The sequence below is a fragment of the Brucella cytisi genome, assembly GCF_038433355.1.
GTDB classification, from domain to species: Bacteria; Pseudomonadota; Alphaproteobacteria; order Rhizobiales; family Rhizobiaceae; genus Brucella; species Brucella cytisi.
The window spans coordinates 95,744-120,495 of sequence record NZ_JBCAUP010000013.1 but is presented as its reverse complement, the minus strand read 5'-3'; the positions used below and the strand labels follow the sequence as shown (position 1 = coordinate 120,495).

Below are 24,752 nucleotides of genomic sequence, written 5' to 3'. Positions count from 1 at the left end.
CCTCACATATCGAAATTGATCATATTCTTCATGATGAAGATGCCGGTCAGCATCAAAACGGCTGCAATGCCCAGGAGCATATGGCCGGTGGATGACGTGAAAAGCAGCGTCATATATTGCGGGCTCGTCAGATAGACGAGAACCATAACGATGAAAGGCAGCGCGCCGATGATCGCAGCCGAAGCCTTGGCTTCCATGGAAAGCGCATCGACCTTGGCCTTCATCTTCTTCCGGTCGCGCAGAACCTTTGAAAGATTATTGAGCGCTTCGGAAAGATTACCGCCTGCCTGCGCCTGTATCTGGATGACGATGGCGAAGAAGTTGGTTTCCGGGCAGGGCATGGAATCGGGCATCTTGCCGACTGCTTCAGGGATAGAAAGGCCGATCTGCTGTGCCTCGACCACCTTCTTGAACTCGCTCTTGACCGGTTCAACCGCCTCACTCGCAATAAGTCTCAGACCGTCATTAAGCGGCAGTCCTGCCCGGGTTGCGCGCACGATGACATCAAGCGCGTTGGGAAATTCTTCGAGGAATTTCTTCAGCCGACGCTTGCGCTTCTGCAGCACGAACCAGCGCGGCAAACCGAAAAAACCGGCAATTGCGATACCTGGCAGGAAAAGCAGCGGCGCGCCGAAAATCAGTGCGATGAATGTTGCGAGAAACGCCGCCATGCCGGAATAGATGTAGAATTTCTGCAAAGTGAGGCTCAGCCCCGCCTGCGCCAGAAGAATGCGCAGGGGCGGATATTTCTGGTTCTTCTCGCGCTGCTTCTGCCGCGCTTCCAGATCCTTGATGTTATCCTGCAACTGCTTGCGGCGCTTTTGGATGTCGGCGTTTCTGTCGCGTTCGCTACGCGTTATCGCCCGTTCTGAACCGCTGTTGCGCACGGTTTCAAAGCGCCGTGCTGCGTGGTCCTTCTTGCCGAGCTTTTCATAAAAGAGCGCATAGAACAGAGCCGCGCAGGCGACAACGGCGAGCACGATGAACATCACAATGCTGGCACCGGATCCTGTCATGTGTTTGCCCTTTCCATGCTGTCGAGCACAGAAGCAAGGCGGTTATCCTCATTATAATAGCGGGCGCGTTCCCAGAAGGCAGGTCGCCCGATGCCGGTCGAACTATGGTTGCCAAGAATACGGCCAGAGGCATCTTCTCCCTTGATATCGTAGAGAACGAGATCCTGAGTGGTGATGACGTCGCCTTCCAGCCCCACCACTTCGGTGATGTGGGTAATGCGGCGTGTGCCGTCGCGCAGACGTGCGGCCTGAATGATGATATCGACAGAACCGACGATGATCTCGCGCACGGTCTTTTGTGGCAGCACATAGCCGCCCATGGCGATCATGGCTTCCATACGGTTGAGGCATTCACGCGGACTGTTGGCATGGATCGTGCCCATCGAACCGTCGTGGCCGGTGTTCATGGCCTGCAAAAGATCGAACACTTCGGATCCACGCACTTCACCGACAATAATGCGTTCGGGACGCATACGCAGACAGTTCTTAACCAGATCGCGCATGGTGACTTCGCCTTCGCCTTCCAGATTGGGCGGGCGGGTTTCCAGACGCACTACGTGCGGCTGCTGCAATTGCAGTTCAGCCGAATCCTCGCAGGTGATGATGCGTTCATGCGTGTCGATATAGCGTGTCAGACAGTTCAGAAGCGTGGTTTTGCCCGAACCGGTGCCGCCGGAAATAATGACATTGCAGCGCACCCGGCTGATGATCTGCAGCAGTTCCGCCCCGGCATTCGATATGGCGCCGAATCGCACCAGCTGGTCGAGTGTCAGCTTGTCCTTGCGGAACTTGCGGATGGTCAGGGTGGGGCCGTCGAGCGACAGCGGTGGCGCGATGACGTTGACGCGCGAGCCGTCGGGCAGGCGCGCATCGCAGATCGGGCTCGATTCGTCGACCCGGCGTCCGACCTGGCTCACGATACGCTGGCAGATGTTCAGAAGCTGCTGGTTATCGCGGAAACGAATGCCGGTTTCCTGCAGCAGACCGTCCACTTCGATATAGGTGCGGCGCGAACCGTTGACCATGATATCGGCGATGTCGTCGCGAGAAAGAAGCGGCTCCAGCGGGCCGTAGCCCAGAACATCGTTGCAGATATCGTCGAGCAGTTCTTCCTGCTCGGCAATCGACATGACGAAGTTCTTGATGGCGATGATGTCGTTGACGATGTCGCGGATTTCCTCACGCGCGGCATCCGGCGCCATGCGGGAAAGCTGCGACAGGTCGATTGTGTCGATGAGTGCCGAGAAGACCTGCGATTTGGTGTCGTAATAGCTTTCGGTCTTCTCGCGCCCTTGCGTACCCGTCTGGGTATGGGATTTCGCCGGAGTGCTTGGTACGGCTGCCTGCATGCGGGACGGTTGCACGACGGGCTGGGTCGGAGCAGGCATCGCAGCGGAACTGGCAGGTTTCGGCACAGCCGGTCGCGTTCCGCTTTCCGGCTTGTTTCCCGTATCGTTGCCTCTTCTGCCGAACATGATTTCCTGCCGTTACTTGGTCTTGCGTGCAAATTTGCCGAGTAGGCTCGAAATGCTGCTCTTCTTGCGCGGCTGCACATCGGCCCTGCCAGTCACGACATGCGCAATATGGCTGATGGCTTCGGCAATCGGACTTTCCGGATTGGTTTCTGCGATCATCCGGCCGTTGTTGGCTGCATTGCCGAAAAGCTGCGGATCGAAGTCTATAGTCGCGACAGGGTCGATGCCGAGCGGCTCGGCAAAATCTGCGAGCGCAATTTCCGGCCGTTTAGGAATGCCCATCTGGTTGAGGACGAGATGCGGTTTCACATCGTTCGGTCGCAGTTGCGCCAGCGTGTCGAGAAGGTTCTTCGTGTTGCGCAGATTGGCGAGATCGGGCGTTGCCACGATCACGACCTCATCGGCGCGCATCAATGTGGTCCGCGTCCATCCGCTCCAGCCATGCGCCACATCCAGCACAATCAGCGGAGAATTGCGTTGGGCAACATCGATCATTTCGGCAAAGGCGTCTTCGCCGAAATCGAATGTCCGTTCCAGACTCGAAGGTGCAGCGAGGATCGAAAGGTGATCGCCATATTGAACCAGCAATCGGTCGAGATAGACCTCGTCGATCCGCTCCGGCGAGAAAACGGCATCGGCGATGCCGAGCGTGGGGTCCTGATCGAAATTGATGTTTGCTGTGCCAAAGGGCAGGTCCATGTCTGCCAGCACGACATCGTGTCGGAACAGGTCGGAGATCGACCAGGCGACATTGTGTGCGATTGTTGAAGCGCCGACACCGCCTTTTGCACCGATGAAGGCTATGGAACGGCCCAGCGGTTCCGCACCGGGATCGAGAAAAATCGAGGAAACGATGGCCAGAATGTCTGCGAGCGAGACAGGCGCCACGATATATTCTGAAACGCCGCGCCGCAGCAATTCGCGATAAAGCCAGACCTCGTTGGAATGACCGATCACCATAACTTTTGAACCGGAATCGCATACCTCTGACAATTGCTGCAGTTCTTCAAGCAGCACATTGGGTTCGGACGCCGATTCGACAATAATCAGATTGGGTGTGGAGGCTGTTTGATAAAATTCTATTGCCGCTGCAACGCCGCCCATCATGACTTTCAGATGGGTTTTGGCCATGCGCCGGTCGCCACCCGCGCGCTCGATCGGGATGGCGACGCTTTCGTTCACGCAGAAGGCCTGGATCGAAATGCGCGGAATGGGACGCACATTTTCCAGCATGATCGGCGCGCGGCCCGTCTCGGGGCCTTGTTCTTCTTCCGCCGGTTCGAAAGCGAAGTTGCTCATGGCGCCCTCTTAATACTCGGCCTGCGTGCTACGGGGTTCTTTCCAGTTATCCGTCTGTGCGGGCGACATCTTCACGTAGCCCTGCTTGCCGTTGAGACGTTCGGTCGTGCGGTCCGAATCGATTGGCGACATGACGCGTGGTCCCAGAAGATCGGCCGGATTGGCGACCTGAGCGGCAAGATTGTTCTGCGAGGCACAGCCAAAATTGGCATAATGCTTGTTTTCAGGGGTACTGGCGAGATCGTCCGGCCAGCGACCGCACGGCGTCGTGCCCGCGGTCATCGCATAATAGCTGATCCTGATGGGCGCTGCCGCTTCAGGGTTTTCAACGGGATAGTTTTCGATGGCGATATTGTTTGCCTTGATGCCGCCGCGCCGGAGCATAGCCGACACTTCGGTGCTTAACCGATAGGCCGCCGCCTGATTGGAGGTGCCTGAAGGCACCAGCACATAGAGCATGCCTGAGCCGCCGCGCCGGTAATTGGCAATAGCGCCCTGAACGATACCGCGCTGCATCGGGCTCAGCTTCTGGTCGGCCTGTGCAACCGGAATATCGATGACCTGCTCCCGCTCCGCAATCGTGATCGGATGATTGGTACGATAATCGTCCGGCAAGGCGCCAACGGTGACATGCTGGCGGTTCGCACAACCCGCGAGGAGGGCCAGTGACAGAGCGACAAGCGCTGGTCGGGTGGAAATCCTGCAAAAGCCTCTGACTGAATATGTCATGATCTGTCCCCGCTCACTTGTAGATATAACCGACGACGCCGTTGTAGCGACCGGGCGGCAGTTTGGTTTCCATCGTGCCGTAAACGCGATTGACCTTGCCAAGGATGTATCCCGCGCCATCGCTGGCCGGATTGAGATTGTCGTCGGGCCGCGCAAGCTGCTGGCGGGCAACGGGGCGCGCCAGATAAGGTGTGACGATCACCACCAGTTCGGATTCGTTGCGGATAAAATCCTTGCTGCGGAACAGCGCGCCGAGGACCGGAATCTTGGTAAGGCCTGGAAAGCCGGAAACCGACTGGCGCACTTCATCGCGGATCAACCCACCGATCATCATGGAACCGCCGGACGGAAGTTCGACCGTCGTATCGGCGACACGCTTGCGCAGCGATAGAACACTTGCGCCAACGCCATCCATCTTGTTGGTGGTGCCTGCGCCTTCTGTCGTCGGCTCAGAGACGGAGGTTCTGATTTTCAGGCTGATGCGTCCCGGCCCCAGCACGGTCGGCATGAATTCGAGACCAATGCCGTAGTTGATCTTGGCCAGTTCATTGGTGCGCTTTCCGTCATCATCATATTTGACGCTGTTGATGACATTATATTCGCCGCCGACATTGAAGGCCGCTTTTTCGCCGGAGATTGCGGTCAGGGTCGGCTCGGCGAGTGTCTTCATGACGCCTGCCGATTCCATTGCCCGCAGATAGGTGGAAAAATTGCTTGTCGCGAGGCCGAATCCGGTATCGGACAGGTTGTTGCCAATGGCTCCGGCAATACTCTCGGAAATTCCCCCATAGGAAATGCCGTTCGAAACACCGCTGCCTGCCATATTAACGCCAAGCTGCTTCATGACGGAGCGGCTGACTTCCGCGACGGTGACCTTCAATGTCACCTGATCCTCGCCGACGATAGTCAGCATATTGACGATGGCGCTCGCGCGGCGGTTTCGGTCGGGATTGTTGATAGCAACACCGCCGCCATCCGTTGGCGCGGACGCAGTCGTGGTGAACTGACCGGTTGTTGCTTCGCCACCGGAAACGAAAAGGCCTGCAAGTTTTGCGGCCTGTGCCGAATCCTGTGGGGTCTGCACCGTTCCGGTCAGCACCACATTATCGTTGATCAGTTCGACGCGAATATCGGAACCGGGAATGAGGCGCTTCAGCTGGGATGAAATCCCGCTCACATCGCGCTCGATTTCGACATCGATGGATGCGACCTGTTCGCCATTGGGACCGAAAACGAAAATATTGGTCTGTCCGACCTGCTTGCCGAAAAGATAGATGCGTCGCGACGTACGCGTCACCGCATCGGCTATTGTCGGGTTGGAGACGAGAACGTCATAAGCATCCTGCGGAAGATCGAGCACGACCGACTTGTTGAGGCCAAGCTTGATCGTCTGCGAACGCTGCTGGCTGCCGACCTTGACGATACCCGCCGCCGCCATGACGGACATATCGGTGAGCGGCAGTGAGAAGGCGGCAAGCGCGCTGGTTAAAAGTGCGACTTTTGCGGAATATGGGCGCACGAGTTTTGTCTTTCTCATGAGCGCGGTCCTATTTCTGTAACGCTGCCGGACTTGATGACCTTGACCGTTCCGCTGCGGGTCGGCGAGGAAACCAGATAGTCGGCCTGCTTGATATCCTTGTCCTCGACGTCCTGTGTCGAGCGAAGCGCCAGCGTCAGGCGGTCCGCCATCTGCTGGGCGACGGTGATGATTTCGGCCTGTTCCGGCGTGACTTCGAGCGTCGCGGTCTGGCCGACCATGACCTTGCGGCCCTGCTCGTCTTCCTGAATGGCCTGATCGATGGCCAGAACACGCACATTCTGCAACACGGTTTCCGTGGTGAATGGTGTCAGCGATTTATCGCCATTGTCCGGCTTGCGGCGGGTCATGATGACATCGACGAAATCATTGGGAAGAATGAAGCCGCCTGCCGAGCTTTCGGCATTGATCTGTGTCGCGACGGCGCGCATGCCGGGCGGCAGGATCGACGACATGAAACTCTGTCCCGGACCGATGAGCTTGGTCTTGCGGATCGGTTCGCCCGTGAAGAACTGTAGGCGCACGGTTGCGCCACTCAACTGATTGATGGCGTCGGGTTCGCTTGCGCGGGTGATATAGCCGTCGCTGACAGCTTCGGCAGGCCAGAGCTGCCAGCGCATCTGCGATGTCAGCTCTGCGCCGACACCGAGATTTTCGGTGGCAACCAACACGTCTTCCAGCTTCATCTGCGGCGTTTCAGGCGCGACGACAATGGGAGCAGGCGGCGGTGCGGCGAGGTTCATGGCAATATAGCCAGCGCCACCTGCCGCAAGAACGGCCACTCCTAAAATGAGCAGTCGAGCTGATTTCATGATGTGCCCCGCGCAAATCCCCACGTCTTGATGACGTGTTCCAAAATTGCACTGGGAATCGTGTAATTATGGTTAATATAATCTTATTCGAATAAAGAAAGATTGGGAATACACGCGAAAGTTGCGCATAAATGCGCTTAAAATGCCCCTGTCAAATAGGTCTTCATCGTTTCCCCGACTGGCGACAGTGGAAATGTCCAGAGACCGGCAGCTCCAAGTGCAATGCCGTAGGGAATGCCCACATCCTTGCGGGCGAGCGTTCCCAAGAAGGCATAGCGATCCGCCAGTAGCGGACGGGGGATCATCCTGTAGAGGATGATCGTGAGTGTCAGCGCGCCGCCCAGGATCGAAACCATCACAATATAATCCATGAGGCTGGCATTGGGACCGAACCACAAGGCCGTTGCCGCAATGAGCTTGGCGTCACCACCACCCATGGCGCGCAGGCAAAAGAGCGAAAAGGTGATGATGAGCGCGATACCGCCGACAGCCAGATGCCAGCCATAGTCTGCGAGGGAAATTCCGCAGAGCGGTGCGAGCAGGACAAAGCCCAGGCTCAGTCCGATGGAAACGCGGTTGCGGATGGTCATCGAGGTCAAGTCGGTGATCATGGCCGTCACCATTGCCAGAGCAAAGATTGCGGTCATGGCTGCTGCTGTCATTGCCGATGCCCCCGCGTCGCCTGTCATCCCATCATTTGGTCACCGTTTGCACGGAGTTGCGCTTTGATGATTAGCGGTTCGTCGCCTGTTCGAACTGTATGGCCGTGTCATTGAATTTTTCGCCGACATTGCCAGCCACGAGCGCAACGCCGCTGATGATCATTATGGAAACGAGTGTGCCGATCAGCGCATATTCGATTGCTGTCGAACCGGCCCTGTTCTTCATGAAGCGCGTCATCAATGTCGGCATCACATGCTCCTCGCTGTTCCGATTGCGCTGGTTTTTGGGAACGCGCTCTAATTTCGGATGAGCTGAAGCATAAGAGAGAGGAATTGTGGCCCTCTTAACAATCAGGGTTAATGAAGTGTTTCGACGCTTTCCGGATCACTGCAATCGCACGATTGGTTAATCTTTGGCGAATTGTGAACGCGGTCTGCACGGAAGAGTAGCGACTTAATTCTTCCTTCACCAATCCCCTTCATTCTTTGCTCATTATATTGATGGGGTTCCATTCGCTGAGCCCACTATATCTGCGGGGGAATGTCGCGTGACGCGTCGATTGTTTGCTTTGGGTGGCTTCGGCAAGGTGTCTGCCATGGGCATTGCCTTCATGACGGTCTTTGCGGCCAAACCGGCGTCTGCAGAAGACTACATTGCCCTTGAAACAAGCCAGGCGCGCATCTTGCGGCTCGCGCGGCCAGCCGACAGTGTCGTGATCGGAAATCCGTCGATTGCCGATGCCGTCGTTCAGGATGCACAGACTATTGTTCTGACTGGCAAGGATTTTGGCGTCACCAATATTGTCGTCATGGACAAGCAGGGCGAACCAATCCTCGATCGTGAGCTGGTAGTTTCCCGCAATGCACGCGGCACGACGCGAATTTACCGGCAGGCCGAAGTGCAAACGCTTTCCTGTACGCCTTACTGCGAAAAAGCCTCAACGAAGAACGGCTTCGACGACAAGTAACGCTATTCAGTCGTGAGTCCCTGTTCCGTTAATACTCTTTCAGGTTGTCCTGTTGTAACGATACTCCCAATCGAATTCATGTGAAGTTGGGTGGGGTTATGACTTTCCGGATTTTGGCGCTTGGCCTTGCAGGGGCGAGCGCGAACTTACGCCGTTTTGCCCGTGCACAACATGGTGTGGCGGCGGTGGAGTTCGCGTTGCTCATCGTTCCGTTCCTGATCATCATCTTTGCGACGATCGAAATCGGTATGAGTTTTGTGGCGCGTCAGGTCATATCCAATGCGACAGAGACTGTTGCACGCCGATTGCAGACGGGGCAGATCAGAGGGGCTCAAATCAGCGAAGGAACCTTGCGCACCGAACTCTGTCAGCAGATGCAGTTTATGGTCGCGCAAGGCTGCCCCAATCTTTCGCTCAATCTGGGAACCTACGAAGGCTTCGACAAGGTTCCGATTGACCAGATTCTCGACGGTGAGGGCAAGCTCACACGGACAGGTATTATCGGGACCAGTGGAACCTCAACGATCAATCAGCTCAACGTGGTTTATGCTTGGCCCGTGCTGACAAACATCCTTTATCTGATCGAAAATCCACATGCTGCAGGGGGCACCATGCCGCTCTTTGCGACCCTCACCTGGCAGAACGAACCCTTCCCGAACTAAAACAACTGATGTGCATCCCGAAAATCGCCTCGCACTTTTCGGAATGCATTCTGGAGCGATCGATTGCCATGCGTAATTGTCTTCGAAAATTCCTGAATGATAAACGCGGATTGGGTGCGGTTGAATTCGCACTGATCGCGCCCGCCCTGCTTCTGATTTATCTTGGCTCGGTTGATTTGGCTGACGGGGTCGACACGAACAAGAAAGTGTCGCGCTCGGCGAGCAGCCTCGCCGATCTGGTTGCTCGCCAATTGTCGGTCACGAAGAATGATCTGAACGATATGTTCAACATCAGTCGCGCGTCACTGCTGCCCTATTGTCGGAGCACCCCGAAGATAAGGATCACCGCAATCAGGATTGACGGAACGGCGAGGGCCAGCAACCTGACGCCGGAGGTCGATTGGTCCTATGCCAACATTGCGGATTTTGCCGCCAAGAAGGGGGATGTCGGCGATATTCCGTCAAGCCTTCTGGATGAAGGATCGTATTTCATCAAAGTCGACGTCGAACTCGACTACAAGCCGCTCAATGCATGGATTTCCACGAGCATTCCGATGAGCGAAACCTATTATCTGGCGCCCCGCTATACGAACACGCTTCCCTGTACCAATTGCTGAACATCTTGGCATTGCGGACAAAACTGAACATATAAGGGCAAAGCCAATGCATGGCTCTTGTTCAGGATCAGTTTTCTATGCCCGAATTGCCAGAAGTCGAAACGGTTCGCCGTGGTCTGCAGCCCGTCATGGAGGGCGCGACCGTCAGCCAAGTCGAACAACGACGCCCGGACTTGCGCTTTCCCTTTCCCGACCGCTTTGTCGAACGGCTTTCCGGTCGGCGCATTTTGGCGCTTGGACGTCGCGCGAAATATCTGACGATCCATCTCAATGACGGCCTATCCGTCATCAGCCATCTTGGCATGTCGGGTTCGTTTCGCATCGAGACCGATGATGACGGCGGCACGCCCGGCGAATTCCATCATGAGCGCTCCAAACTGAGTGCGCATGACCATGTCGTGTTTCATCTTCTGCGAGCCGATGGCGCTCCGGCCCGTATCGTCTACAACGATCCGCGTCGCTTCGGCTTCATGCTTTTTGCGGAAGAAGGCACGCTCGATAGCCACCCGCTGCTGGCAAGCCTCGGCATAGAGCCGACAGGCAATCTGCTCTCGGGCACCATTCTGGCCGAACTCTTCAAGGGGCGTCGGACGCCGCTCAAGGCGGCGCTGCTCGATCAGCGGCTGATAGCTGGTCTTGGTAATATCTATGTTTGCGAGGCGCTCTGGCGCAGCCACCTGTCGCCCATGCAGACAGCCGGGTCTGTTGCGCAGGATCCCGCAATCATGGAGCAATTGGCTGCCGATATCCGCACAGTGATCGCGGAAGCCATTGCCGCAGGCGGTTCAACCCTCAAGGACTATATTCAGGCAGATGGCGCGCTTGGCTATTTCCAACACTCCTTCTCCGTCTATGGGCGCGAGGGAGAGTCTTGCAAAAACCCTGCCTGCAACGGCATTGTGGAACGGGCGGTACAGTCGGGACGTTCGACTTTTTTCTGTGCCTCTTGCCAGCAATGAGGCCTTGAAAAAGAAGTGACGCCGGTCCACTTTGCCCGCCAACCAGCGAAAGCGCATCCGAAAAGTGTGAAACGGTTTGCGGCCAAGATGCGCGGTTCAAACCGAAAAGATAGAGCATTTCCCGTGTTTCAGGAAAAACAGGAAACGCTTGATCTGTCCGAAGGAGGAGTTCAATCCATGGCCTATGAAACGATCATCGTCGAGACACGTGGCGGCGTCGGCCTCATCCGCCTCAACCGCCCGCAGGCGCTCAATGCCCTGAACCGCAAGGTTCTCGACGAATTGACGGAAGCTCTCGGCGCTTTCGATACGGACGGCAAGATCGGCGCTATCGTTCTCACCGGTTCAGAAAAGGCCTTCGCTGCCGGTGCCGACATCAAGGAAATGCAGCCGATCGATTTCGTGGATGCCTATCTTCAGGACATGTTCGCTGACTGGCAGAAAGTGGATCGGGTCCGCAAGCCGATCATCGCGGCGGTTTCGGGCTATGCGCTGGGCGGCGGCTGCGAACTCGCCATGATGTGCGATTTCATCATCGCGGGCAGCAACGCAAAATTCGGCCAGCCGGAAATCACGCTTGGCGTCATGCCCGGCATGGGCGGCTCGCAGCGTCTCACGCGCTATGTCGGCAAGTCCAAGGCGATGGATATGTGCTTGACCGGACGCATGATGGATGCGGCGGAAGCAGAACGCAGCGGTCTCGTCTCGCGCGTCGTTGCACCGGAGGAGCTTCTTGACGAAGCGCTGAAGGCCGCAGAACGCATTGCATCCTTCTCGCGTCCGTCCGTGCTGATGGTCAAGGAAGCGGTCAATCGTACCTACGAAATGACGCTGAGCGAAGGACTCCGCTTCGAGCGGCGCCAGTTCCATTCGCTGTTTGCGACGGAAGACCAGAAGGAAGGCATGGCAGCCTTCATCGACAAGCGTACGCCGTCGTTCAAGAATCGCTAAAGCTTGTCTCCCTAAAGTGGGAACCGGTTTCGGGATAAAGACATGCTTGAAAAGACAAATAGATAGAGCAGTTTCAATGACTCGGTTTTAGCTGGAACCGCTCTAATTGATCGGCTGGTGGTCGAGTGACGGCCCTGACAAGAGCATCATGGGAGCCTTCCGGTCGCTTTCGGCGGGCTTTCAGGCCGGGTTTGCGGCTTTTTGATCGAGCTTTGGGGCAGAATCCACGTTGACGCCGTGCCAAAGCTGATCTATAAGCCCGCCACGGATCGGCGGCCCCCAGGGATCTTCAAGGGATTTTCTCGGCTGCCCTAGAGGTTTTGTGCCCGGCGGTTTTTGCCCCTGGCTAGCTGACAGAAAAAAGAGAGGCATTTATGGCCAATACTCCTTCGGCCAAGAAGGCAGTGCGCAAGATCGCTGCCCGCACCGAAATCAACAAGTCCCGCCGTTCGCGCGTTCGTACCTTCGTGCGCAAGCTGGAAGACGCTCTGTTGAGCGGCGACAAGCAGGCTGCAGAAGTCGCATTCAAGGCTGCTGAGCCTGAACTGATGCGCGCTGCTTCCAAGGGCGTGATGCACAAGAATACCGCTTCGCGTAAGGTGTCTCGCCTTGCTCAGCGCGTTAAGGCTCTGAACGCCTAAGCATTCATCCATTTTTATGGATTGTTTTCGAAACCCGGCTCATTGTTAGCCGGGTTTTCTTTTTTGAGCGTTTCTCAGAGCACTGGCATTCTTTCATACCACCCTGAATTGTAGAGATTTTTCAATGCCTAGCTGGAATATTTCAGAGAGCGGTTATTCTCGCATGAGGCTATTTAAGTAGTATTTTCAAATGGTTGCGGATTATTATCCACTGTTATCCACAGGCGGGTTTAGGGACTCGGAAGGGGGTTTGAGTCAAGGAATATTTTTAAATTTATTTTTAGGAAGAACATATCAAGATCACCTAAAAATTGCCCCACGAAAACACATTGAATCCAAAGGTGTTATTTCGCTGGCGTCCGATTCCCTACTTTTGTCGAGTCCCCCTGCAAGGGCTATCGGCAAAAAAATGTGGCTTTCTTAGGCTTGCCCTTTGCTGCGAGGCTTCGCTAAAGTCAGGGCATAAGAGGGGTGGGCCACCGGCCCGGAGTTAGCATCAAATAGCGAGTTTGTCGGCGTGGGCATCACAGCCCGCGGGTGTTATATTCTGGTCGTAAGGTCCTGTTCCTCATGGTTGTTTGCTTACCGTTCGTTAACCGGAATGCCGTTTTAGGCATGTCCCCGACAATTGAATGGTTGTGGCGGATTTCTTTCCGGGCAATCAGCCTCCGGTAAAAGTGTTGTGAGTCGTAAAAAGGTCGCCGGGAAGGAGTATCCGGGTGTTGGTCCTGATGGGACCGTTTGAGTTTGTGTTTGGCCCAGAGCTGTAGAGCCGGGCTTTATGAGTGAGTACCTGCCAGGCCAGACGGATAAAAAATCCGCGGTTCGGACAGGAAAAAATGACAAGCGCCAAAAAACGGCGCGTACGAATGTGAAGGCAGGCGAGACGATGGCAATGATGACCGGCAAATCGACGGCAACGATGGGTGATGATGCACATGCGAACCGTATCCATGGATCTTCTGCTACCGGAAATGAAAAGAGCCTGGTCGAGTTGAGCGGCAATGCAAGTGACGAGGTTTTCGAGCGCCTCACGGCAAAGCTGAAAGCCCGCGTCGGCACCGAGATTTATTCCAGCTGGTTCGGTCGTCTGAAGCTCGACGATATTTCCAAGAGCATTGTCCGCCTGTCGGTTCCGACAGCATTTTTGCGCTCCTGGATCAACAATCACTATTCCGAACTGCTGACCGAGCTGTGGCAGGAAGAAAACTCGCAGATCCTGAAAGTTGAAGTCGTGGTTCGCGGTGTAAGCCGCGTGGTGCGCAGCGCAGCTCCAGTGGAAGCCTGCGAAGCAGTTGAAACCAAGCCTGCTGTGGCTCCGCGCGAAAAGATGGTGTTTCCCGTTGGGCAGTCGCTCGGCGAGAAGCGCGGTTCTGCAGTCGTTGCAGAATCGGCATCGGGTTCCGTTCTGGGTTCGCCGCTCGACCCGCGCTATACGTTCGACAGCTTTGTCGATGGCGCATCGAATCGCGTGGCCCTTGCCGCCGCTCGCACCATTGCTGAAGCTGGTTCCAGCGCGGTGCGCTTCAATCCGCTTTTCATCCATGCTTCCGTCGGTCTCGGCAAGACGCACCTTCTGCAGGCAATCGCCGCCGCCGCGCTCCAGCGGCAGGAAAAGGCCCGCGTTGTCTATCTGACGGCTGAGTATTTCATGTGGCGCTTCGCCACCGCGATCCGCGACAACAATGCGCTGTCCTTCAAGGAACAGCTGCGCGATATCGACCTTCTCGTCATCGACGACATGCAGTTCCTGCAGGGCAAGTCGATCCAGCATGAGTTCTGCCACCTCCTGAACACGCTGCTCGACAGCGCCAAGCAGGTCGTTGTCGCTGCTGACCGTGCGCCGTCCGAACTGGAATCACTCGATGTGCGTGTTCGCTCGCGTCTTCAGGGTGGCGTTGCGCTCGAAGTGGCGGCCCCTGATTATGACATGCGTGTCGAGATGCTGCGCCGTCGTCTCGCCGTCGCGCAGGCAGAAGATTCGAGCCTGAACATTGGTGAAGAGATTCTCTCCCACGTTGCCCGCACCGTCACCGGATCGGGCCGCGAACTGGAAGGTGCTTTCAACCAGCTTCTGTTCCGTCAGTCCTTCGAGCCGAACATCTCCATCGACCGCGTCGATGAGCTGCTCGGTCATCTGACCCGCGTTGGCGAACCGAAGCGTATCCGCATCGAGGAAATCCAGCGCATCGTGGCGCGTCATTACAATGTCTCGAAGCAGGACCTGCTGTCGAACCGCCGCACGCGCACCATCGTCAAGCCGCGTCAGGTGGCAATGTATCTTGCCAAGATGATGACGCCACGGTCCCTGCCGGAAATCGGTCGCCGCTTCGGCGGTCGCGATCACACCACGGTTCTTCATGCCGTGCGCAAGATCGAAGATCTGGTGGGCGCCGACACCAAGCTGGCGCAGGAACTGGAGCTTCTGAAGCGCCTCATCAACGATCAGGCGGCCTGATTACAGTAGCTTCCCCGCTATCAATCGCGGTTATCAACAAAAAGCCCGGGCCCTGTCGCTTTCCGACATGGCGCGGGCTTGCTTTTCTCCTTAAAAATCTGCCACTTTAACGGACCTTCTGGCGCCCCCGGCGCCTTATCGACAGGGGCCGCCTGCCTGCCCGTCAGATGCAGTTGTCCTGTCCCAGCGAGCGAGTGCGTTTGAACATGCGTGTTACCCTAGAGCGATCGAACCTTCTCAAATCTCTCAACCACGTCCATCGCGTCGTGGAGCGTCGCAACACGATACCTATCCTGTCGAATGTGCTTTTGCAGGCGGAGGGCGCAAGCCTCGCACTCAAGGCGACCGACCTTGATCTTGAGGTCAACGAAGCGACAGCCGCCATGGTGGAACAGGCAGGCGCTACGACGGTTCCGGCACATCTTCTTTATGACATCGTCCGCAAGCTGCCGGATGGCGCTGAAGTCATGCTGTCGACCAATCCGGATGGTGGTTCCATTTCGGTCATTTCCGGCAAGTCGTCTTTCCGCCTCCAGTGCCTGCCGCAGTCCGATTTCCCGGAACTGACCGCTGGTGCATTTACCCATTCCTTCCGGATCGAGGCGCAGGCTCTGAAGCGTCTCATTGACCGCACGCAGTTTGCGATTTCGACGGAAGAAACCCGCTATTACCTCAATGGCATTTTCTTTCACGCCATCGAAAGCGAGGGTGCTCTGAAGCTGCGCGCTGTCGCGACCGACGGTCACCGTCTGGCGCGCGCCGAACTGGAAGCACCGTCCGGCACGGAAGGCATGCCGGGCATTATCATCCCGCGCAAAACGGTTGCCGAACTGCAGAAGCTGGTCGATGTGCCGGATGTGGTCGTTACGGTTGAACTGTCGGACGGCAAGATTCGCTTCACGGTTGGATCGGTGGTCCTCACCTCGAAGCTGATCGACGGAACCTTCCCGGATTACCAGCGCGTGATTCCGTCTGGCAACGACAAGAAGCTCACCATCGGACGCCAGGAGTTTGCGGCCTCCGTGGATCGCGTTTCGACCATTTCGAGCGAACGCGGCCGCGCGGTGAAGCTTTCAATCGCCGATGGCCAACTGACGCTCACCGTCAACAATCCCGATTCCGGCAGCGCAACTGATGAGCTTGCGGCGGACTATGACGCCGATCCGCTCGATATCGGGTTCAACTCGAAATACCTGCTCGACATTACGAGCCAGCTTTCGGGTTCGGACGCGGTCTTCATGCTGGCCGATGCAGGTTCGCCGACGCTGGTGCGCGACACCGGCGATGAAGACGTATTGTACGTCCTGATGCCTATGCGTGTTTAAAGAACAGAAAAGTGAATACGCCTGAGCCTAATCAAAGCCGCCCGGAACGTGTTTCGATCCGGCGGCTCAAGCTTGTGAATTTCCGCAATTATGCGGAACTATCACTGCCGCTTGGGCCCGGCCATGTCGTGCTGACTGGCGAAAATGGTTCCGGCAAGACCAATCTGATCGAAGCAATTTCCTTTCTGTCGCCGGGACGCGGCCTGCGTCGCGCTGCCTATGACGATGTTGCCCGCACCAACTCGCTCGACGGCTTTGCCATTCATGCGGCGCTCGACTGTATGATTTATGGCGAAGCGGAAGTCGGCACCGGCACAGCAGGCGGCGGCGAGGGGGCGCGCAAGGTTCGTATCAACGGTATTGCGGGTTCCGGCGACGACATGCTCGACTATGCGCGCATCCTTTGGGTGGTGCCGTCGATGGATGGGCTTTTCACTGGAGGCGCTTCTGATCGCCGGCGTTTTCTCGACCGCATGGTGCTTGCTATCGATACCGCCCACGGCAAGCGCGTGCTCGATTACGAAAAAGCGATGCGTAGTCGCAACCGCTTGCTGAACGATGGCAGTAATGACGACCAATGGCTGGACGCCATTGAAAGTCAGATGGCGGAACTGGGCACAGCCATTGCCGCTGCCCGCGCCGAAGCCATGCGCCTGATTGCGGCGATGATCGAACGGCTGCCTGCCGAAGGACCATTTCCAAAGGCCGATTGCTTTCTGGAAGGCGCGCTGGAGCAGAGAATCAATGTCGAGGCGGCGCTCGATCTTGAAGAGGACTTCCGCCGTACCTTGCGCGATGGCCGCGCGCGGGACCGGGCGACAGGCCGCACGCTCGATGGCCCGCATCGCACCGATCTGATCGTTCAGCACAGGCCCAAATCCATGCCAGCCGCGCTCTGTTCCACGGGCGAACAAAAGGCGCTTTTGATTGGTCTCGTGCTTGCCCATGCCCGACTGACGGCAGAGCTTTCCGGCATGGCTCCGATTCTCCTGCTCGATGAAATCGCCGCGCATCTCGATACGGGGCGCCGCGCCGCGCTCTTTGGCATCCTTGATGAGCTTGGCGGACAGGCCTTCATGACGGGCACGGATCGCGCGCTTTTCGAAGCGCTCGAAGGGGAAGCGCAATTCTTCAACGTCTCTGCCGGTCATCTCACGAGACTGTCTGATGCCTGATCCGAGAACCGGTTCCATTTTATGGATCGCGCCGTGAGGCAAAATATCCGCTGACAGCGCCTTGGGAGAGGCATATGTTTGGAGGTATGAATGCACCATCCAGACCATTTTCGTCCGAAGAACTTGAACGCTATGCGCGCCATATCGTGCTGCCAGAAATCGGCGGTCCGGGCCAGCAGAAGCTGAAGGCCGCTCGCGTGCTGATCGTCGGCGCAGGCGGTCTTGGCGCGCCTGTGCTGCAATATCTGGCGGCTGCCGGTGTCGGCGCGCTCGGCATCGTCGATGACGACACTGTATCGCTGTCGAACCTGCAGCGACAGGTCATTCACGATACGCAAAGCGTTGGCCTGCCAAAGGTGGAAAGCGCGCTTGCCACCATTGCCCGCATCAACCCGCATGTGAAGGTCGAGGGACACCAGCTTCGCCTTGATGCGGACAACGTTGAGACGTTGATCGGCAATTATGACGTCCTGGTGGATGGCTCGGACAATTTCACCACGCGTTATATTCTGGCCGATGCTGCTGCCAGGGTGGGAAAACCGCTAGTGACGGGCGCCATGGGCCGTTTTGATGGCACGGTCACCGTGCTGATGCCCTATACGACTGGGCCGGATGGTACGCAGAACCCATCTTATCGCGATCTCTTTCCAGAAGCGCCGCCACCCGGAACGGTGCCAACCTGTGCCGAAGCCGGTGTGCTTGGCGTCCTGCCGGGTGTGATCGGCAGTCTGCAGGCGATGGAGGTCATCAAGCTTATCACTGGCATCGGCGAGCCGCTGGTTGGTCGCCTTCTACTCTATAATGCACTGAATGTCCGTTTTGAAACCATTCGCTACAAGGCACGCAAGAAGGGCTGAGCATGGCATTGACATTAACCCATGAAGAGCGGTCGATAGCCGCCGGGGAACAGGGAGAAGGCGCTGCGATGGCCATGCGCATTGTGGCCGAAACAGCAAAGCTGATGGGCGCGCCGCGTCTGATCCCGGTTGCATCGGCACATATTGACGGAGCGCTTTATCACGGCGATAGCGGAACGCTTTTCGCAGAAAAGCTGGTTGAGGGTGGTGCAAAGGTCAAAGTCCGCTCAACGCTTAATGTCGGTTCCATCGATCTGACTGGCTGCTCGCATAATCTTTTGCCGGCTCACGAAGCTGATATGGCCAAGCGCATGATGCGCGCATATATCAAGCTTGGTTGCGAGCCGACCTGGACCTGCGCTCCGTATCAAGCGGGACACAGGCCAGCAAAGGGCACAGATGTCGCCTGGGGTGAATCCAATGCAGTCGTGTTCTGCAATTCGGTTCTGGGTGCGCGTACCAATCGTTATGGCGATTTCCTCGATATTGCCTGTGCGATTGCTGGCCGCGCGCCCGATTATGGTCTGCATCGCAGCGAAAACCGTCGCGCTACGGTGGTGATCGATATTTCAGGGTTGGACCCGGCGTTTCTGTCTTCGGAAATCGCCTGGCCTATTCTCGGCAATCTGTTTGGTCGCAGCGTGGGTACGAATATTGGTGTCGTTGCAGGCAGTCCGGTCCATCCCGATGAAGACGATCTCAAGGCTTTCGGCGCGGCATCGGCATCGGTTGGCGCAGTTGGTCTGTTCCATGTTGCTGGTGTCACGCCCGAAGCCCCCGATCTTGAAACGGCTTTGCAGCATCAGAAGCCGGAAGGTGTTATCCACGTCACGCAAGAAATGATCGAGGCGACGCGCAAGCGGCTTTCAACTGTCGGGCAGGTGGATCATATCGATGCAGTAGCCATTGGCAGTCCGCATCTTTCGATAACCGAATTCGACCGTCTGGAGCGCGCCATAGCGGAACGCAAGCTCGCGGTGCCGCTTTATGCCTGCACGGGCCGTCATGCGCTGGTTGAGCTGGAGAAAGACGGGCGCAGGCAGGTGCTTGAAAAAGCAGGCGTCGTGATTGTCGCCGACACATGCGTGGTTGTTACACCAATTTTGCCAGCTAAGAATGATGCGGTTCTGATGACAAACTCTGGCAAGTTCGCCCATTATGCACCTGGCAATACAGGCTATGGCGTGCTTTACGGTTCGCTGGAAGAATGCGTGGAAAGCGCTGTCGCAGGCAGGCCGGTTTTCGGGAGGCAGGCGGCATGAGCATCGGGGAAAGCACTGTACTCGTCGCAGGAAAAGGCGCAGATGCTGAGGCGCTGGTTCTCTCCGCGCCGATTAGCTTCTGGGGCGGTGTCGATCCGAAGAGCGGGCGGATTGCCGATGTGCGCCATCCGGAACATGGGCGGAGCATCGCCGGGCGTGTGTTGTGCCTGCCCGGAACCATCGGGTCGTCATCGGCAGCAGCCGTTCTTCTGGAGCTGGTCCATAGCGGTCATGCGCCGGCGGCCATTGTCCTGCATGAACCGGATGCGATCCTGCTCCTTGGCCTCATCGTGGCTCGTGAAATGGGGCATGATGTGCCTATCGCCGTTGAATTCGACTGCGAGGCGCAAAAGCAACTCGCCGGCCATCGGGTGACGGTCGGCGAGGATGGAGCAATTGGGATTGCTGCCTAATATTGCGTGCTGCGATCTACAATATGTTCCAGCGTTCCGTCCCGCTCGAAGGCTTCGATCTGCCGGATGATCTGCGGCACAAGAGCGGTTGCGGATGAGCTTGCCGCCGCGTGTGGAGTGATCGTCACGCGCGGATGATCCCAGAGCAGGCTGCTGGTCGGCAACGGTTCCTGCGTGAACACGTCAAGCGAAGCTGCCGAAAGAAGCCCGCGGTCGAGTGCGGCCAGAATATCGGCCTCGTTCTGCAGACCGCCTCGTCCGGCATTGATCAGCACCGGCGCGCCGAGCGGCCCGTCGCTCTTCAATTGCGCGAACATCGACATGGAGAGGATGCCCTTTGTGTCGGGCGTCAGCGGCAGCAGACAGACGAAGATGTCAGCCGTCTTGAGGAATTTCCCAAAGCCGTCCTTGCCGTGATAGGTCTGCACGCCATCGATCTCTTGCGGGCGACGGCTCCAGCCGGTGACATTGAAGCCGAGCAACTTCAGCTTTTCAGCCGCGTCGCGACCCAGCACTCCGAGGCCCATGATACCGACAGTGACTTCATGAGCAGCAGGCTGGCGGCGATCCTCATGCCAGACATGATTCTGCTGTTGCTTGCGATAGCGCTGTCCGAGGCGGTGATGATCCAGCACCTGCCAGACGACATATTCCGTCATGCGCATAGTGAGATCGTCAGAGATGATGCGCACCAGTGGTATATCGGGAATCCGGTCATCGCGGAAGACGTGATCGACGCCTGCGCCCAGCGAGAAGATCACCTTCAGATTGGGCAGGTTCTCAAGCGAGCCCGGCTTCTGCTTCCAGACGAGCGCATATTTGACGGACGGATCTTTTTCCGTGCGATCCGTCACCACCGGACGATCCGGCGCGTGATCCCGAAACGTCTTCAGCCAGATTTCAGGGTCCCAGTCGGTGATCGCCAAAAGGATGTTGCCCTTGGTTTCGCTCATTGTCTTGCTCCTCCCTCTGTTGCCTCCATCCGGAAGGCCGCCGCCATCAACGCCCTGGTATAGTCGGTCTGCGGGTTGGCGAAAACATCCTTCGCCGCGCCATATTCGACCGCCTTGCCGTTGCGCATCACCAGCACGTCATTTGCCAGCGCCCGCACCACTTTCAGATCGTGGCTGATGAAAAGATAGGCGAGATCATGCTTCTTCTGCAATGCGCGTAACAGATCGACCACCTGCGCCTGCACGCTCATATCGAGCGCGGAGGTCGGTTCGTCCAGCATAACGAATTTCGGGTTCAGCACCATGGCGCGCGCAATGGCGACGCGCTGGCGCTGGCCACCTGAAAATTCGTGCGGATAGCGGAAGCGGGTTTCCGGATCGAGATTGACCTCGTTGAGCGCGGCAACGACACGCGCATCGCGTTCGTCTGCCGACAGTTTAGGCTCATGCACCAGAAGCCCTTCGGCGATGATGTCCGCGATGGTCATGCGCGGAGAGAGCGAGCCGAATGGGTCCTGAAACACGATTTGCATCTCGCGGCGCAGCGGGCGCATATCTTTGAAGCTGAACTTGGCGATATCGCGCCCGTCGAACCTGATCTCGCCCTTGGATGAAATCATGCGCGACAGTGCGAGGCCAAGCGTCGTCTTGCCGGAACCCGATTCGCCGACGACGCCGAGCGTCTGTCCGGCGCGTAAGTTTACGTCGATGCCGTCCACCGCCTTTACATGGTCGACGGTCTTGCGCATGAACCCCTTCTTGATCGGGAACCAGACACGGATATCCTTGCCTTCCATCACCGTTTTTGCTGCTGGATCGGCGGCAGGCGGCTCGCCCTTCGGTTCAGCCGCAAGCAGGTGCTTGGTGTAGGGATGCTGCGGGTTTTCGAAAATCTCTTTGGTCGGCCCGGCCTCGACGATCTTGCCCTTGCTCATCACGCAGACCTTGTCGGCGATCTTGCGCACAATGCCGAGGTCGTGGGTGATGAAGAGCATCGACATGCCCTGTGCGGCTTTAAGCTCGGCCAGCAGCTTCAAGATTTGGGCCTGCACGGTGACATCGAGCGCTGTGGTCGGCTCGTCGGCAATCAGCAGCTTCGGCTTGTTGGCAAGCGCCATGGCGATCATGACGCGCTGGCGCTGGCCGCCGGAAAGCTGGTGCGGGAAGGCCGACAGGCGCTTTTCCGGTTCGCGAATGCCGACTTCGTTCAGAAGTTCCAGCGTCCGTGTCCGTGCGGCCTGCTCCCCCATGCCTTGATGCATTTTCAGGATTTCACCGATCTGCCGCTCCACACTGTGCAGCGGATTGAGCGATGTCATCGGCTCCTGAAAGATCATCGTGATGTCGTTGCCGCGTACACGGCGCAGTTCCGGCTCCGAAGCCTTCATCAAATCCTTGCCATTGAAAAGAATTTCTCCGGAAGGATGGCTGGCAGACGGATAAGGCAGCAGCTTCAGGATGGACAAGGCCGAGACGGATTTGCCTGATCCCGATTCGCCGACAAGGGCAACCGTTTCGCCTTCGGCAATGTCGAAGGATACGCGGTCGACGGAAATGCGTTCCTCGCCATTCTGGCGGAATGCGACGGACAGATCGCGAACGGACAGCAGGATATTGTTCCCTGATTCGATCATTGACCCGCTCATTGAAATGCCTTTCGCGGATCGAAGGCGTCGCGTGTTGCCTCACCGATGAAGATCAGAAGCGACAGCATCAGCGAGATGACCACAAAGCCGGTAATACCGAGCCAGGGTGCCTGCAGATTGTTCTTGCCTTGTGCGAGCAGTTCGCCCAGCGAAGCTGAACCGGGAGGCAGGCCGAAGCCAAGGAAGTCGAGCGAGGTGAGGGTGGTGATCGAGCCGTTCAGGATGAAAGGCAGGAAGGTCAGTGTCGCGACCATGGCGTTGGGCAGGAGATGCCGCCACATGATGGTGCCGTTCTTCACGCCGAGCGCACGCGCCGCGTTCACATATTCGAAGTTTCGTGCTCGCAGAAATTCCGCGCGCACGACGCCGACGAAAGCCACCCATGAAAACAACAACATGATGCCCAGAAGCACCCAGAAGCCGGGCGGCAATATCGCCGCGATAATCAGCAACAGGTAGAGAACCGGGATCGAGGACCAGATTTCGATGAAGCGCTGGAACAGAAGATCGACCCAGCCGCCGAAATAGCCCTGAACCGCGCCTGCCGTCACTCCGATGATGGCGGAGAAGAAGGTGAGAATCAGGCCAAACAGCACCGAAATACGGAAGCCGTAGAGTGCGCGTGCGAATACATCGCGCGCCTGATCGTCGGTGCCGAGCAGATTGAAATTGCCGAAGCGACAATTGGGATCGCTCACTCCTTGCGGATAGCGCTGGCAGCGCTCTTCCGCCGAATAGAGCCAGAACGGTTTGGAAGGCGCGGCTTCCGGTATCTCGTTGTTCACGGTGTTGTAGGAATAGCGGATCGGCGGCCAGATGGCCCAGCCATTGTTGTTGATTTCATCCTGTATCACCGGGTCGCGATAGTCGGTGACGGCATAAAAGCCGCCGAATTTTTCTTCCGGATAGTCCACGAAAACCGGCATCAGCAACTCGCCCTTGTAGGAAACGAGAATGGGCCGGTCATTTGCGATGAACTCGGAACAAAGCGCTGCGATGAGCAGGAACAGGAAGATCCACAGCGACCAGTAACCACGCTTGTTGGCCTTGAAGTTCTGCCAGCGGCGCTTGTTGAGTGGTGAAAGCCACGGGCGCTTTACCGGTTGCACGACAGGGGTGAGGGTGGTGTCGGTCATCACACGTCCCTCCGGTCAAAGTCGATGCGCGGATCGATCCACGTATAGGTGAGATCGGACAGGAGGCCGACCAGAAGGCCGATCAGCGAGAAGATGAAGAGATTGGCGAAGACTACCGGATAATCGCGGTTGATGACCGACTGGTAGCCCAGCAGTCCAAGCCCGTCGAGCGAGAAGATGGTTTCGATCAAAAGCGAACCGGTGAAGAAGGCCGAGATGAAGGCGCCCGGAAAACCGGCGATCACGATCAGCATCGCATTGCGGAAGACGTGCCGATAGAGAACCTGATTCTCGGTCAGCCCTTTGGCGCGCGCCGTGGTTACATATTGCTTTCGGATTTCTTCCAGAAACGAATTCTTGGTCAGCAACGTCGTTGTGGCGAAGGCGGAAAGCACGAGTGCAGTCACCGGCAGCACCATATGCCACAGATAGTCGCCGATCTTGCCCCAGAACGACATTTGCGCGAAATCGGGAGAGGTGAGGCCACGCAGCGGGAACCAGTCGAAGAACGAGCCGCCCGCAAACAGCACGATCAGCAGGATCGCAAACAGGAAGCTTGGGATGGCGTAACCGACGATGATGACGGCGCTGGTCCAGGTGTCGAAGCGCGAACCATCCTTGATTGCCTTGCGAATGCCGAGCGGAATCGAAATCATGTAGGACAGAAAAGTCAGCCACAGACCGAGCGAGATTGAAACCGGCATCTTTTCCTTGATGAGGTCGATCACGCTGATATCGCGAAAATAGCTGCGGCCGAAATCGAAGCGCAGATAGTTCCACAGCATCTGACCGAACCGTTCCAGCGGCGGCTTGTCGAAACCGAACTGCTTTTCCAGATCGGCAATGAATTGCGGGTCGAGCCCCTGCGCGCCGCGATATTTGGAATTGACCGAGCCGCTGTCGACGGCACTCTGCCCGAAATCGCCACCACCGCCAGAAAGGCGGTCGAGAGCGTCGCCGCCCTGGCCTGAAAGCTGCGCAATCACGCGCTCGACCGGACCGCCGGGGGCGAACTGAACCACAGCGAAGGAAATAGCCATGATGCCGAGTATCGTCGGAATCATCAGAAGCAGACGGCGGAGAATATATGCGCCCATCAGCCCGGTTTTCTCCGCAGGTTCAGGTTTATCTTATGGCTTGCCAACAGCTTCTGCCTTTTCATTATAGAGCGTGACCTCGAAAACCGGTTTCGGTTTCGC

Annotated in this window: 24 protein-coding genes; 12 read left to right on the top strand and 12 right to left on the bottom strand. The window is 57.2% G+C overall.

What is annotated here, in order from left to right:
• Positions 1-2: 2 nt before the first annotated feature.
• From AAE521_RS14430 to AAE521_RS14395, 8 genes are all read right to left on the bottom strand, one after another.
• Positions 3-1,016, bottom strand: coding sequence for a type II secretion system F family protein (locus AAE521_RS14430; protein WP_342061664.1), 1,014 nt, complete (start codon positions 1,014-1,016; stop codon positions 3-5).
• Positions 1,013-2,491, bottom strand: a complete 1,479-nt coding sequence (locus tag AAE521_RS14425; protein WP_342061663.1) for a TadA family conjugal transfer-associated ATPase — start codon at positions 2,489-2,491, stop codon at positions 1,013-1,015. Before AAE521_RS14425 ends, AAE521_RS14430 begins: the two co-directional genes overlap by 4 nt.
• Before the next feature lie 12 nt (positions 2,492-2,503).
• Positions 2,504-3,790 (bottom strand): CpaE/TadZ family protein, encoded by a 1,287-nt coding sequence (locus AAE521_RS14420; RefSeq protein ID WP_342061662.1) that lies wholly within the window; start codon positions 3,788-3,790, stop codon positions 2,504-2,506.
• A gap of 9 nt (positions 3,791-3,799) precedes the next feature.
• Positions 3,800-4,519, bottom strand: a complete 720-nt coding sequence (locus tag AAE521_RS14415; RefSeq protein WP_342061661.1) for a CpaD family pilus assembly protein — start codon at positions 4,517-4,519, stop codon at positions 3,800-3,802.
• A gap of 13 nt (positions 4,520-4,532) precedes the next feature.
• Positions 4,533-6,056: a type II and III secretion system protein family protein gene (locus AAE521_RS14410; RefSeq protein WP_342061660.1), complete on the bottom strand. Its 1,524-nt coding sequence runs from the start codon at positions 6,054-6,056 to the stop codon at positions 4,533-4,535.
• Entirely contained in the window at positions 6,053-6,868 is an 816-nt protein-coding gene (cpaB, locus tag AAE521_RS14405; RefSeq protein ID WP_342061659.1) for a Flp pilus assembly protein CpaB, read from the bottom strand. The genes AAE521_RS14410 and cpaB overlap by 4 nt, the downstream gene beginning before the upstream one ends.
• Before the next feature lie 137 nt (positions 6,869-7,005).
• On the bottom strand, positions 7,006-7,530 hold the full coding sequence (locus AAE521_RS14400; RefSeq protein ID WP_342061658.1) for an A24 family peptidase: 525 nt from the start codon (positions 7,528-7,530) through the stop codon (positions 7,006-7,008).
• A 70-nt stretch (positions 7,531-7,600) separates the two neighbouring features.
• Positions 7,601-7,780: a Flp family type IVb pilin gene (locus AAE521_RS14395; protein WP_010657803.1), complete on the bottom strand. Its 180-nt coding sequence runs from the start codon at positions 7,778-7,780 to the stop codon at positions 7,601-7,603.
• A gap of 298 nt (positions 7,781-8,078) precedes the next feature.
• Here AAE521_RS14395 and AAE521_RS14390 point away from each other — a divergent pair, with 298 nt between their 5' ends.
• From AAE521_RS14390 to AAE521_RS14335, 12 genes are all read left to right on the top strand, one after another.
• Positions 8,079-8,498 (top strand): pilus assembly protein N-terminal domain-containing protein, encoded by a 420-nt coding sequence (locus AAE521_RS14390; protein ID WP_342061657.1) that lies wholly within the window; start codon positions 8,079-8,081, stop codon positions 8,496-8,498.
• A 98-nt stretch (positions 8,499-8,596) separates the two neighbouring features.
• Positions 8,597-9,160 (top strand): TadE/TadG family type IV pilus assembly protein, encoded by a 564-nt coding sequence (locus AAE521_RS14385; RefSeq protein ID WP_125300470.1) that lies wholly within the window; start codon positions 8,597-8,599, stop codon positions 9,158-9,160.
• 68 nt (positions 9,161-9,228) lie between these two features.
• Positions 9,229-9,777 carry a TadE/TadG family type IV pilus assembly protein gene (locus tag AAE521_RS14380; RefSeq protein WP_342061656.1) on the top strand — a complete coding sequence of 183 codons (549 nt, stop codon included), beginning with the start codon at positions 9,229-9,231 and terminating at the stop codon, positions 9,775-9,777.
• Between the two features lie 77 nt (positions 9,778-9,854).
• Positions 9,855-10,736 (top strand): bifunctional DNA-formamidopyrimidine glycosylase/DNA-(apurinic or apyrimidinic site) lyase, encoded by an 882-nt coding sequence (mutM, locus tag AAE521_RS14375; protein WP_342061655.1) that lies wholly within the window; start codon positions 9,855-9,857, stop codon positions 10,734-10,736.
• Between the two features lie 177 nt (positions 10,737-10,913).
• Complete coding sequence (locus tag AAE521_RS14370) at positions 10,914-11,687, top strand: enoyl-CoA hydratase (protein ID WP_010657808.1); 774 nt, start codon at positions 10,914-10,916, stop codon at positions 11,685-11,687.
• Between the two features lie 374 nt (positions 11,688-12,061).
• The gene (gene rpsT / locus AAE521_RS14365) at positions 12,062-12,328 is read left to right on the top strand and encodes a 30S ribosomal protein S20 (RefSeq protein WP_010657809.1); all 267 of its coding nucleotides are present in this window, start codon (positions 12,062-12,064) and stop codon (positions 12,326-12,328) included.
• A gap of 895 nt (positions 12,329-13,223) precedes the next feature.
• Positions 13,224-14,786, top strand: coding sequence for a chromosomal replication initiator protein DnaA (gene dnaA / locus AAE521_RS14360; protein ID WP_342061710.1), 1,563 nt, complete (start codon positions 13,224-13,226; stop codon positions 14,784-14,786).
• A 206-nt stretch (positions 14,787-14,992) separates the two neighbouring features.
• Positions 14,993-16,111, top strand: coding sequence for a DNA polymerase III subunit beta (gene dnaN / locus AAE521_RS14355; RefSeq protein ID WP_445433031.1), 1,119 nt, complete (start codon positions 14,993-14,995; stop codon positions 16,109-16,111).
• Positions 16,112-16,122: 11 nt separating this feature from the next.
• Entirely contained in the window at positions 16,123-17,286 is a 1,164-nt protein-coding gene (gene recF, locus AAE521_RS14350; RefSeq protein WP_342061653.1) for a DNA replication/repair protein RecF, read from the top strand.
• A gap of 74 nt (positions 17,287-17,360) precedes the next feature.
• Positions 17,361-18,143: a molybdopterin-synthase adenylyltransferase MoeB gene (locus AAE521_RS14345; protein ID WP_342061652.1), complete on the top strand. Its 783-nt coding sequence runs from the start codon at positions 17,361-17,363 to the stop codon at positions 18,141-18,143.
• Positions 18,144-18,145: 2 nt separating this feature from the next.
• Positions 18,146-19,405 carry an aconitase X gene (locus AAE521_RS14340; RefSeq protein WP_342061651.1) on the top strand — a complete coding sequence of 420 codons (1,260 nt, stop codon included), beginning with the start codon at positions 18,146-18,148 and terminating at the stop codon, positions 19,403-19,405.
• Positions 19,402-19,818, top strand: coding sequence for an aconitase X swivel domain-containing protein (locus tag AAE521_RS14335; protein ID WP_342061650.1), 417 nt, complete (start codon positions 19,402-19,404; stop codon positions 19,816-19,818). The genes AAE521_RS14340 and AAE521_RS14335 overlap by 4 nt, the downstream gene beginning before the upstream one ends.
• Here AAE521_RS14335 and AAE521_RS14330 read toward each other — a convergent pair.
• The 4 genes from AAE521_RS14330 to AAE521_RS14315 are packed head-to-tail and all read right to left on the bottom strand — an operon-like array spanning position 19,815 to position 24,650.
• Positions 19,815-20,771: a 2-hydroxyacid dehydrogenase gene (locus AAE521_RS14330; RefSeq protein WP_342061649.1), complete on the bottom strand. Its 957-nt coding sequence runs from the start codon at positions 20,769-20,771 to the stop codon at positions 19,815-19,817. The genes AAE521_RS14335 and AAE521_RS14330 overlap by 4 nt on opposite strands.
• Entirely contained in the window at positions 20,768-22,417 is a 1,650-nt protein-coding gene (locus AAE521_RS14325) for an ABC transporter ATP-binding protein (protein ID WP_342061648.1), read from the bottom strand. Before AAE521_RS14325 ends, AAE521_RS14330 begins: the two co-directional genes overlap by 4 nt.
• A complete protein-coding gene (locus AAE521_RS14320; protein WP_029926121.1) occupies positions 22,414-23,553 on the bottom strand; it encodes an ABC transporter permease in 1,140 nt (379 codons plus the stop codon). Before AAE521_RS14320 ends, AAE521_RS14325 begins: the two co-directional genes overlap by 4 nt.
• Positions 23,553-24,650 (bottom strand): microcin C ABC transporter permease YejB, encoded by a 1,098-nt coding sequence (locus AAE521_RS14315; RefSeq protein WP_010657819.1) that lies wholly within the window; start codon positions 24,648-24,650, stop codon positions 23,553-23,555. The genes AAE521_RS14320 and AAE521_RS14315 overlap by 1 nt, the downstream gene beginning before the upstream one ends.
• Between the last annotated feature and the right edge of the window lie 102 nt (positions 24,651-24,752).

What these genes read in the sequence shown, in the direction of transcription:
- AAE521_RS14430 (WP_342061664.1), bottom strand. Translation starts at nt 1,016, where the DNA reads ATGACAGGATCCGGTGCCAGCATTGTGATGTTCATCGTGCTCGCCGTT.
- AAE521_RS14425 (WP_342061663.1), bottom strand. Translation starts at nt 2,491, where the DNA reads ATGTTCGGCAGAAGAGGCAACGATACGGGAAACAAGCCGGAAAGCGGA.
- AAE521_RS14420 (WP_342061662.1), bottom strand. Translation starts at nt 3,790, where the DNA reads ATGAGCAACTTCGCTTTCGAACCGGCGGAAGAAGAACAAGGCCCCGAG.
- AAE521_RS14415 (WP_342061661.1), bottom strand. Translation starts at nt 4,519, where the DNA reads ATGACATATTCAGTCAGAGGCTTTTGCAGGATTTCCACCCGACCAGCG.
- AAE521_RS14410 (WP_342061660.1), bottom strand. Translation starts at nt 6,056, where the DNA reads ATGAGAAAGACAAAACTCGTGCGCCCATATTCCGCAAAAGTCGCACTT.
- cpaB (WP_342061659.1), bottom strand. Translation starts at nt 6,868, where the DNA reads ATGAAATCAGCTCGACTGCTCATTTTAGGAGTGGCCGTTCTTGCGGCA.
- AAE521_RS14400 (WP_342061658.1), bottom strand. Translation starts at nt 7,530, where the DNA reads ATGACAGCAGCAGCCATGACCGCAATCTTTGCTCTGGCAATGGTGACG.
- AAE521_RS14395 (WP_010657803.1), bottom strand. Translation starts at nt 7,780, where the DNA reads ATGCCGACATTGATGACGCGCTTCATGAAGAACAGGGCCGGTTCGACA.
- AAE521_RS14385 (WP_125300470.1), top strand. Translation starts at nt 8,597, where the DNA reads ATGACTTTCCGGATTTTGGCGCTTGGCCTTGCAGGGGCGAGCGCGAAC.
- AAE521_RS14380 (WP_342061656.1), top strand. Translation starts at nt 9,229, where the DNA reads ATGCGTAATTGTCTTCGAAAATTCCTGAATGATAAACGCGGATTGGGT.
- mutM (WP_342061655.1), top strand. Translation starts at nt 9,855, where the DNA reads ATGCCCGAATTGCCAGAAGTCGAAACGGTTCGCCGTGGTCTGCAGCCC.
- AAE521_RS14370 (WP_010657808.1), top strand. Translation starts at nt 10,914, where the DNA reads ATGGCCTATGAAACGATCATCGTCGAGACACGTGGCGGCGTCGGCCTC.
- rpsT (WP_010657809.1), top strand. Translation starts at nt 12,062, where the DNA reads ATGGCCAATACTCCTTCGGCCAAGAAGGCAGTGCGCAAGATCGCTGCC.
- dnaA (WP_342061710.1), top strand. Translation starts at nt 13,224, where the DNA reads ATGATGACCGGCAAATCGACGGCAACGATGGGTGATGATGCACATGCG.
- dnaN (WP_445433031.1), top strand. Translation starts at nt 14,993, where the DNA reads ATGCGTGTTACCCTAGAGCGATCGAACCTTCTCAAATCTCTCAACCAC.
- AAE521_RS14345 (WP_342061652.1), top strand. Translation starts at nt 17,361, where the DNA reads ATGTTTGGAGGTATGAATGCACCATCCAGACCATTTTCGTCCGAAGAA.
- AAE521_RS14340 (WP_342061651.1), top strand. Translation starts at nt 18,146, where the DNA reads ATGGCATTGACATTAACCCATGAAGAGCGGTCGATAGCCGCCGGGGAA.
- AAE521_RS14335 (WP_342061650.1), top strand. Translation starts at nt 19,402, where the DNA reads ATGAGCATCGGGGAAAGCACTGTACTCGTCGCAGGAAAAGGCGCAGAT.
- AAE521_RS14330 (WP_342061649.1), bottom strand. Translation starts at nt 20,771, where the DNA reads ATGAGCGAAACCAAGGGCAACATCCTTTTGGCGATCACCGACTGGGAC.
- AAE521_RS14325 (WP_342061648.1), bottom strand. Translation starts at nt 22,417, where the DNA reads ATGAGCGGGTCAATGATCGAATCAGGGAACAATATCCTGCTGTCCGTT.
- AAE521_RS14320 (WP_029926121.1), bottom strand. Translation starts at nt 23,553, where the DNA reads ATGACCGACACCACCCTCACCCCTGTCGTGCAACCGGTAAAGCGCCCG.
- AAE521_RS14315 (WP_010657819.1), bottom strand. Translation starts at nt 24,650, where the DNA reads ATGGGCGCATATATTCTCCGCCGTCTGCTTCTGATGATTCCGACGATA.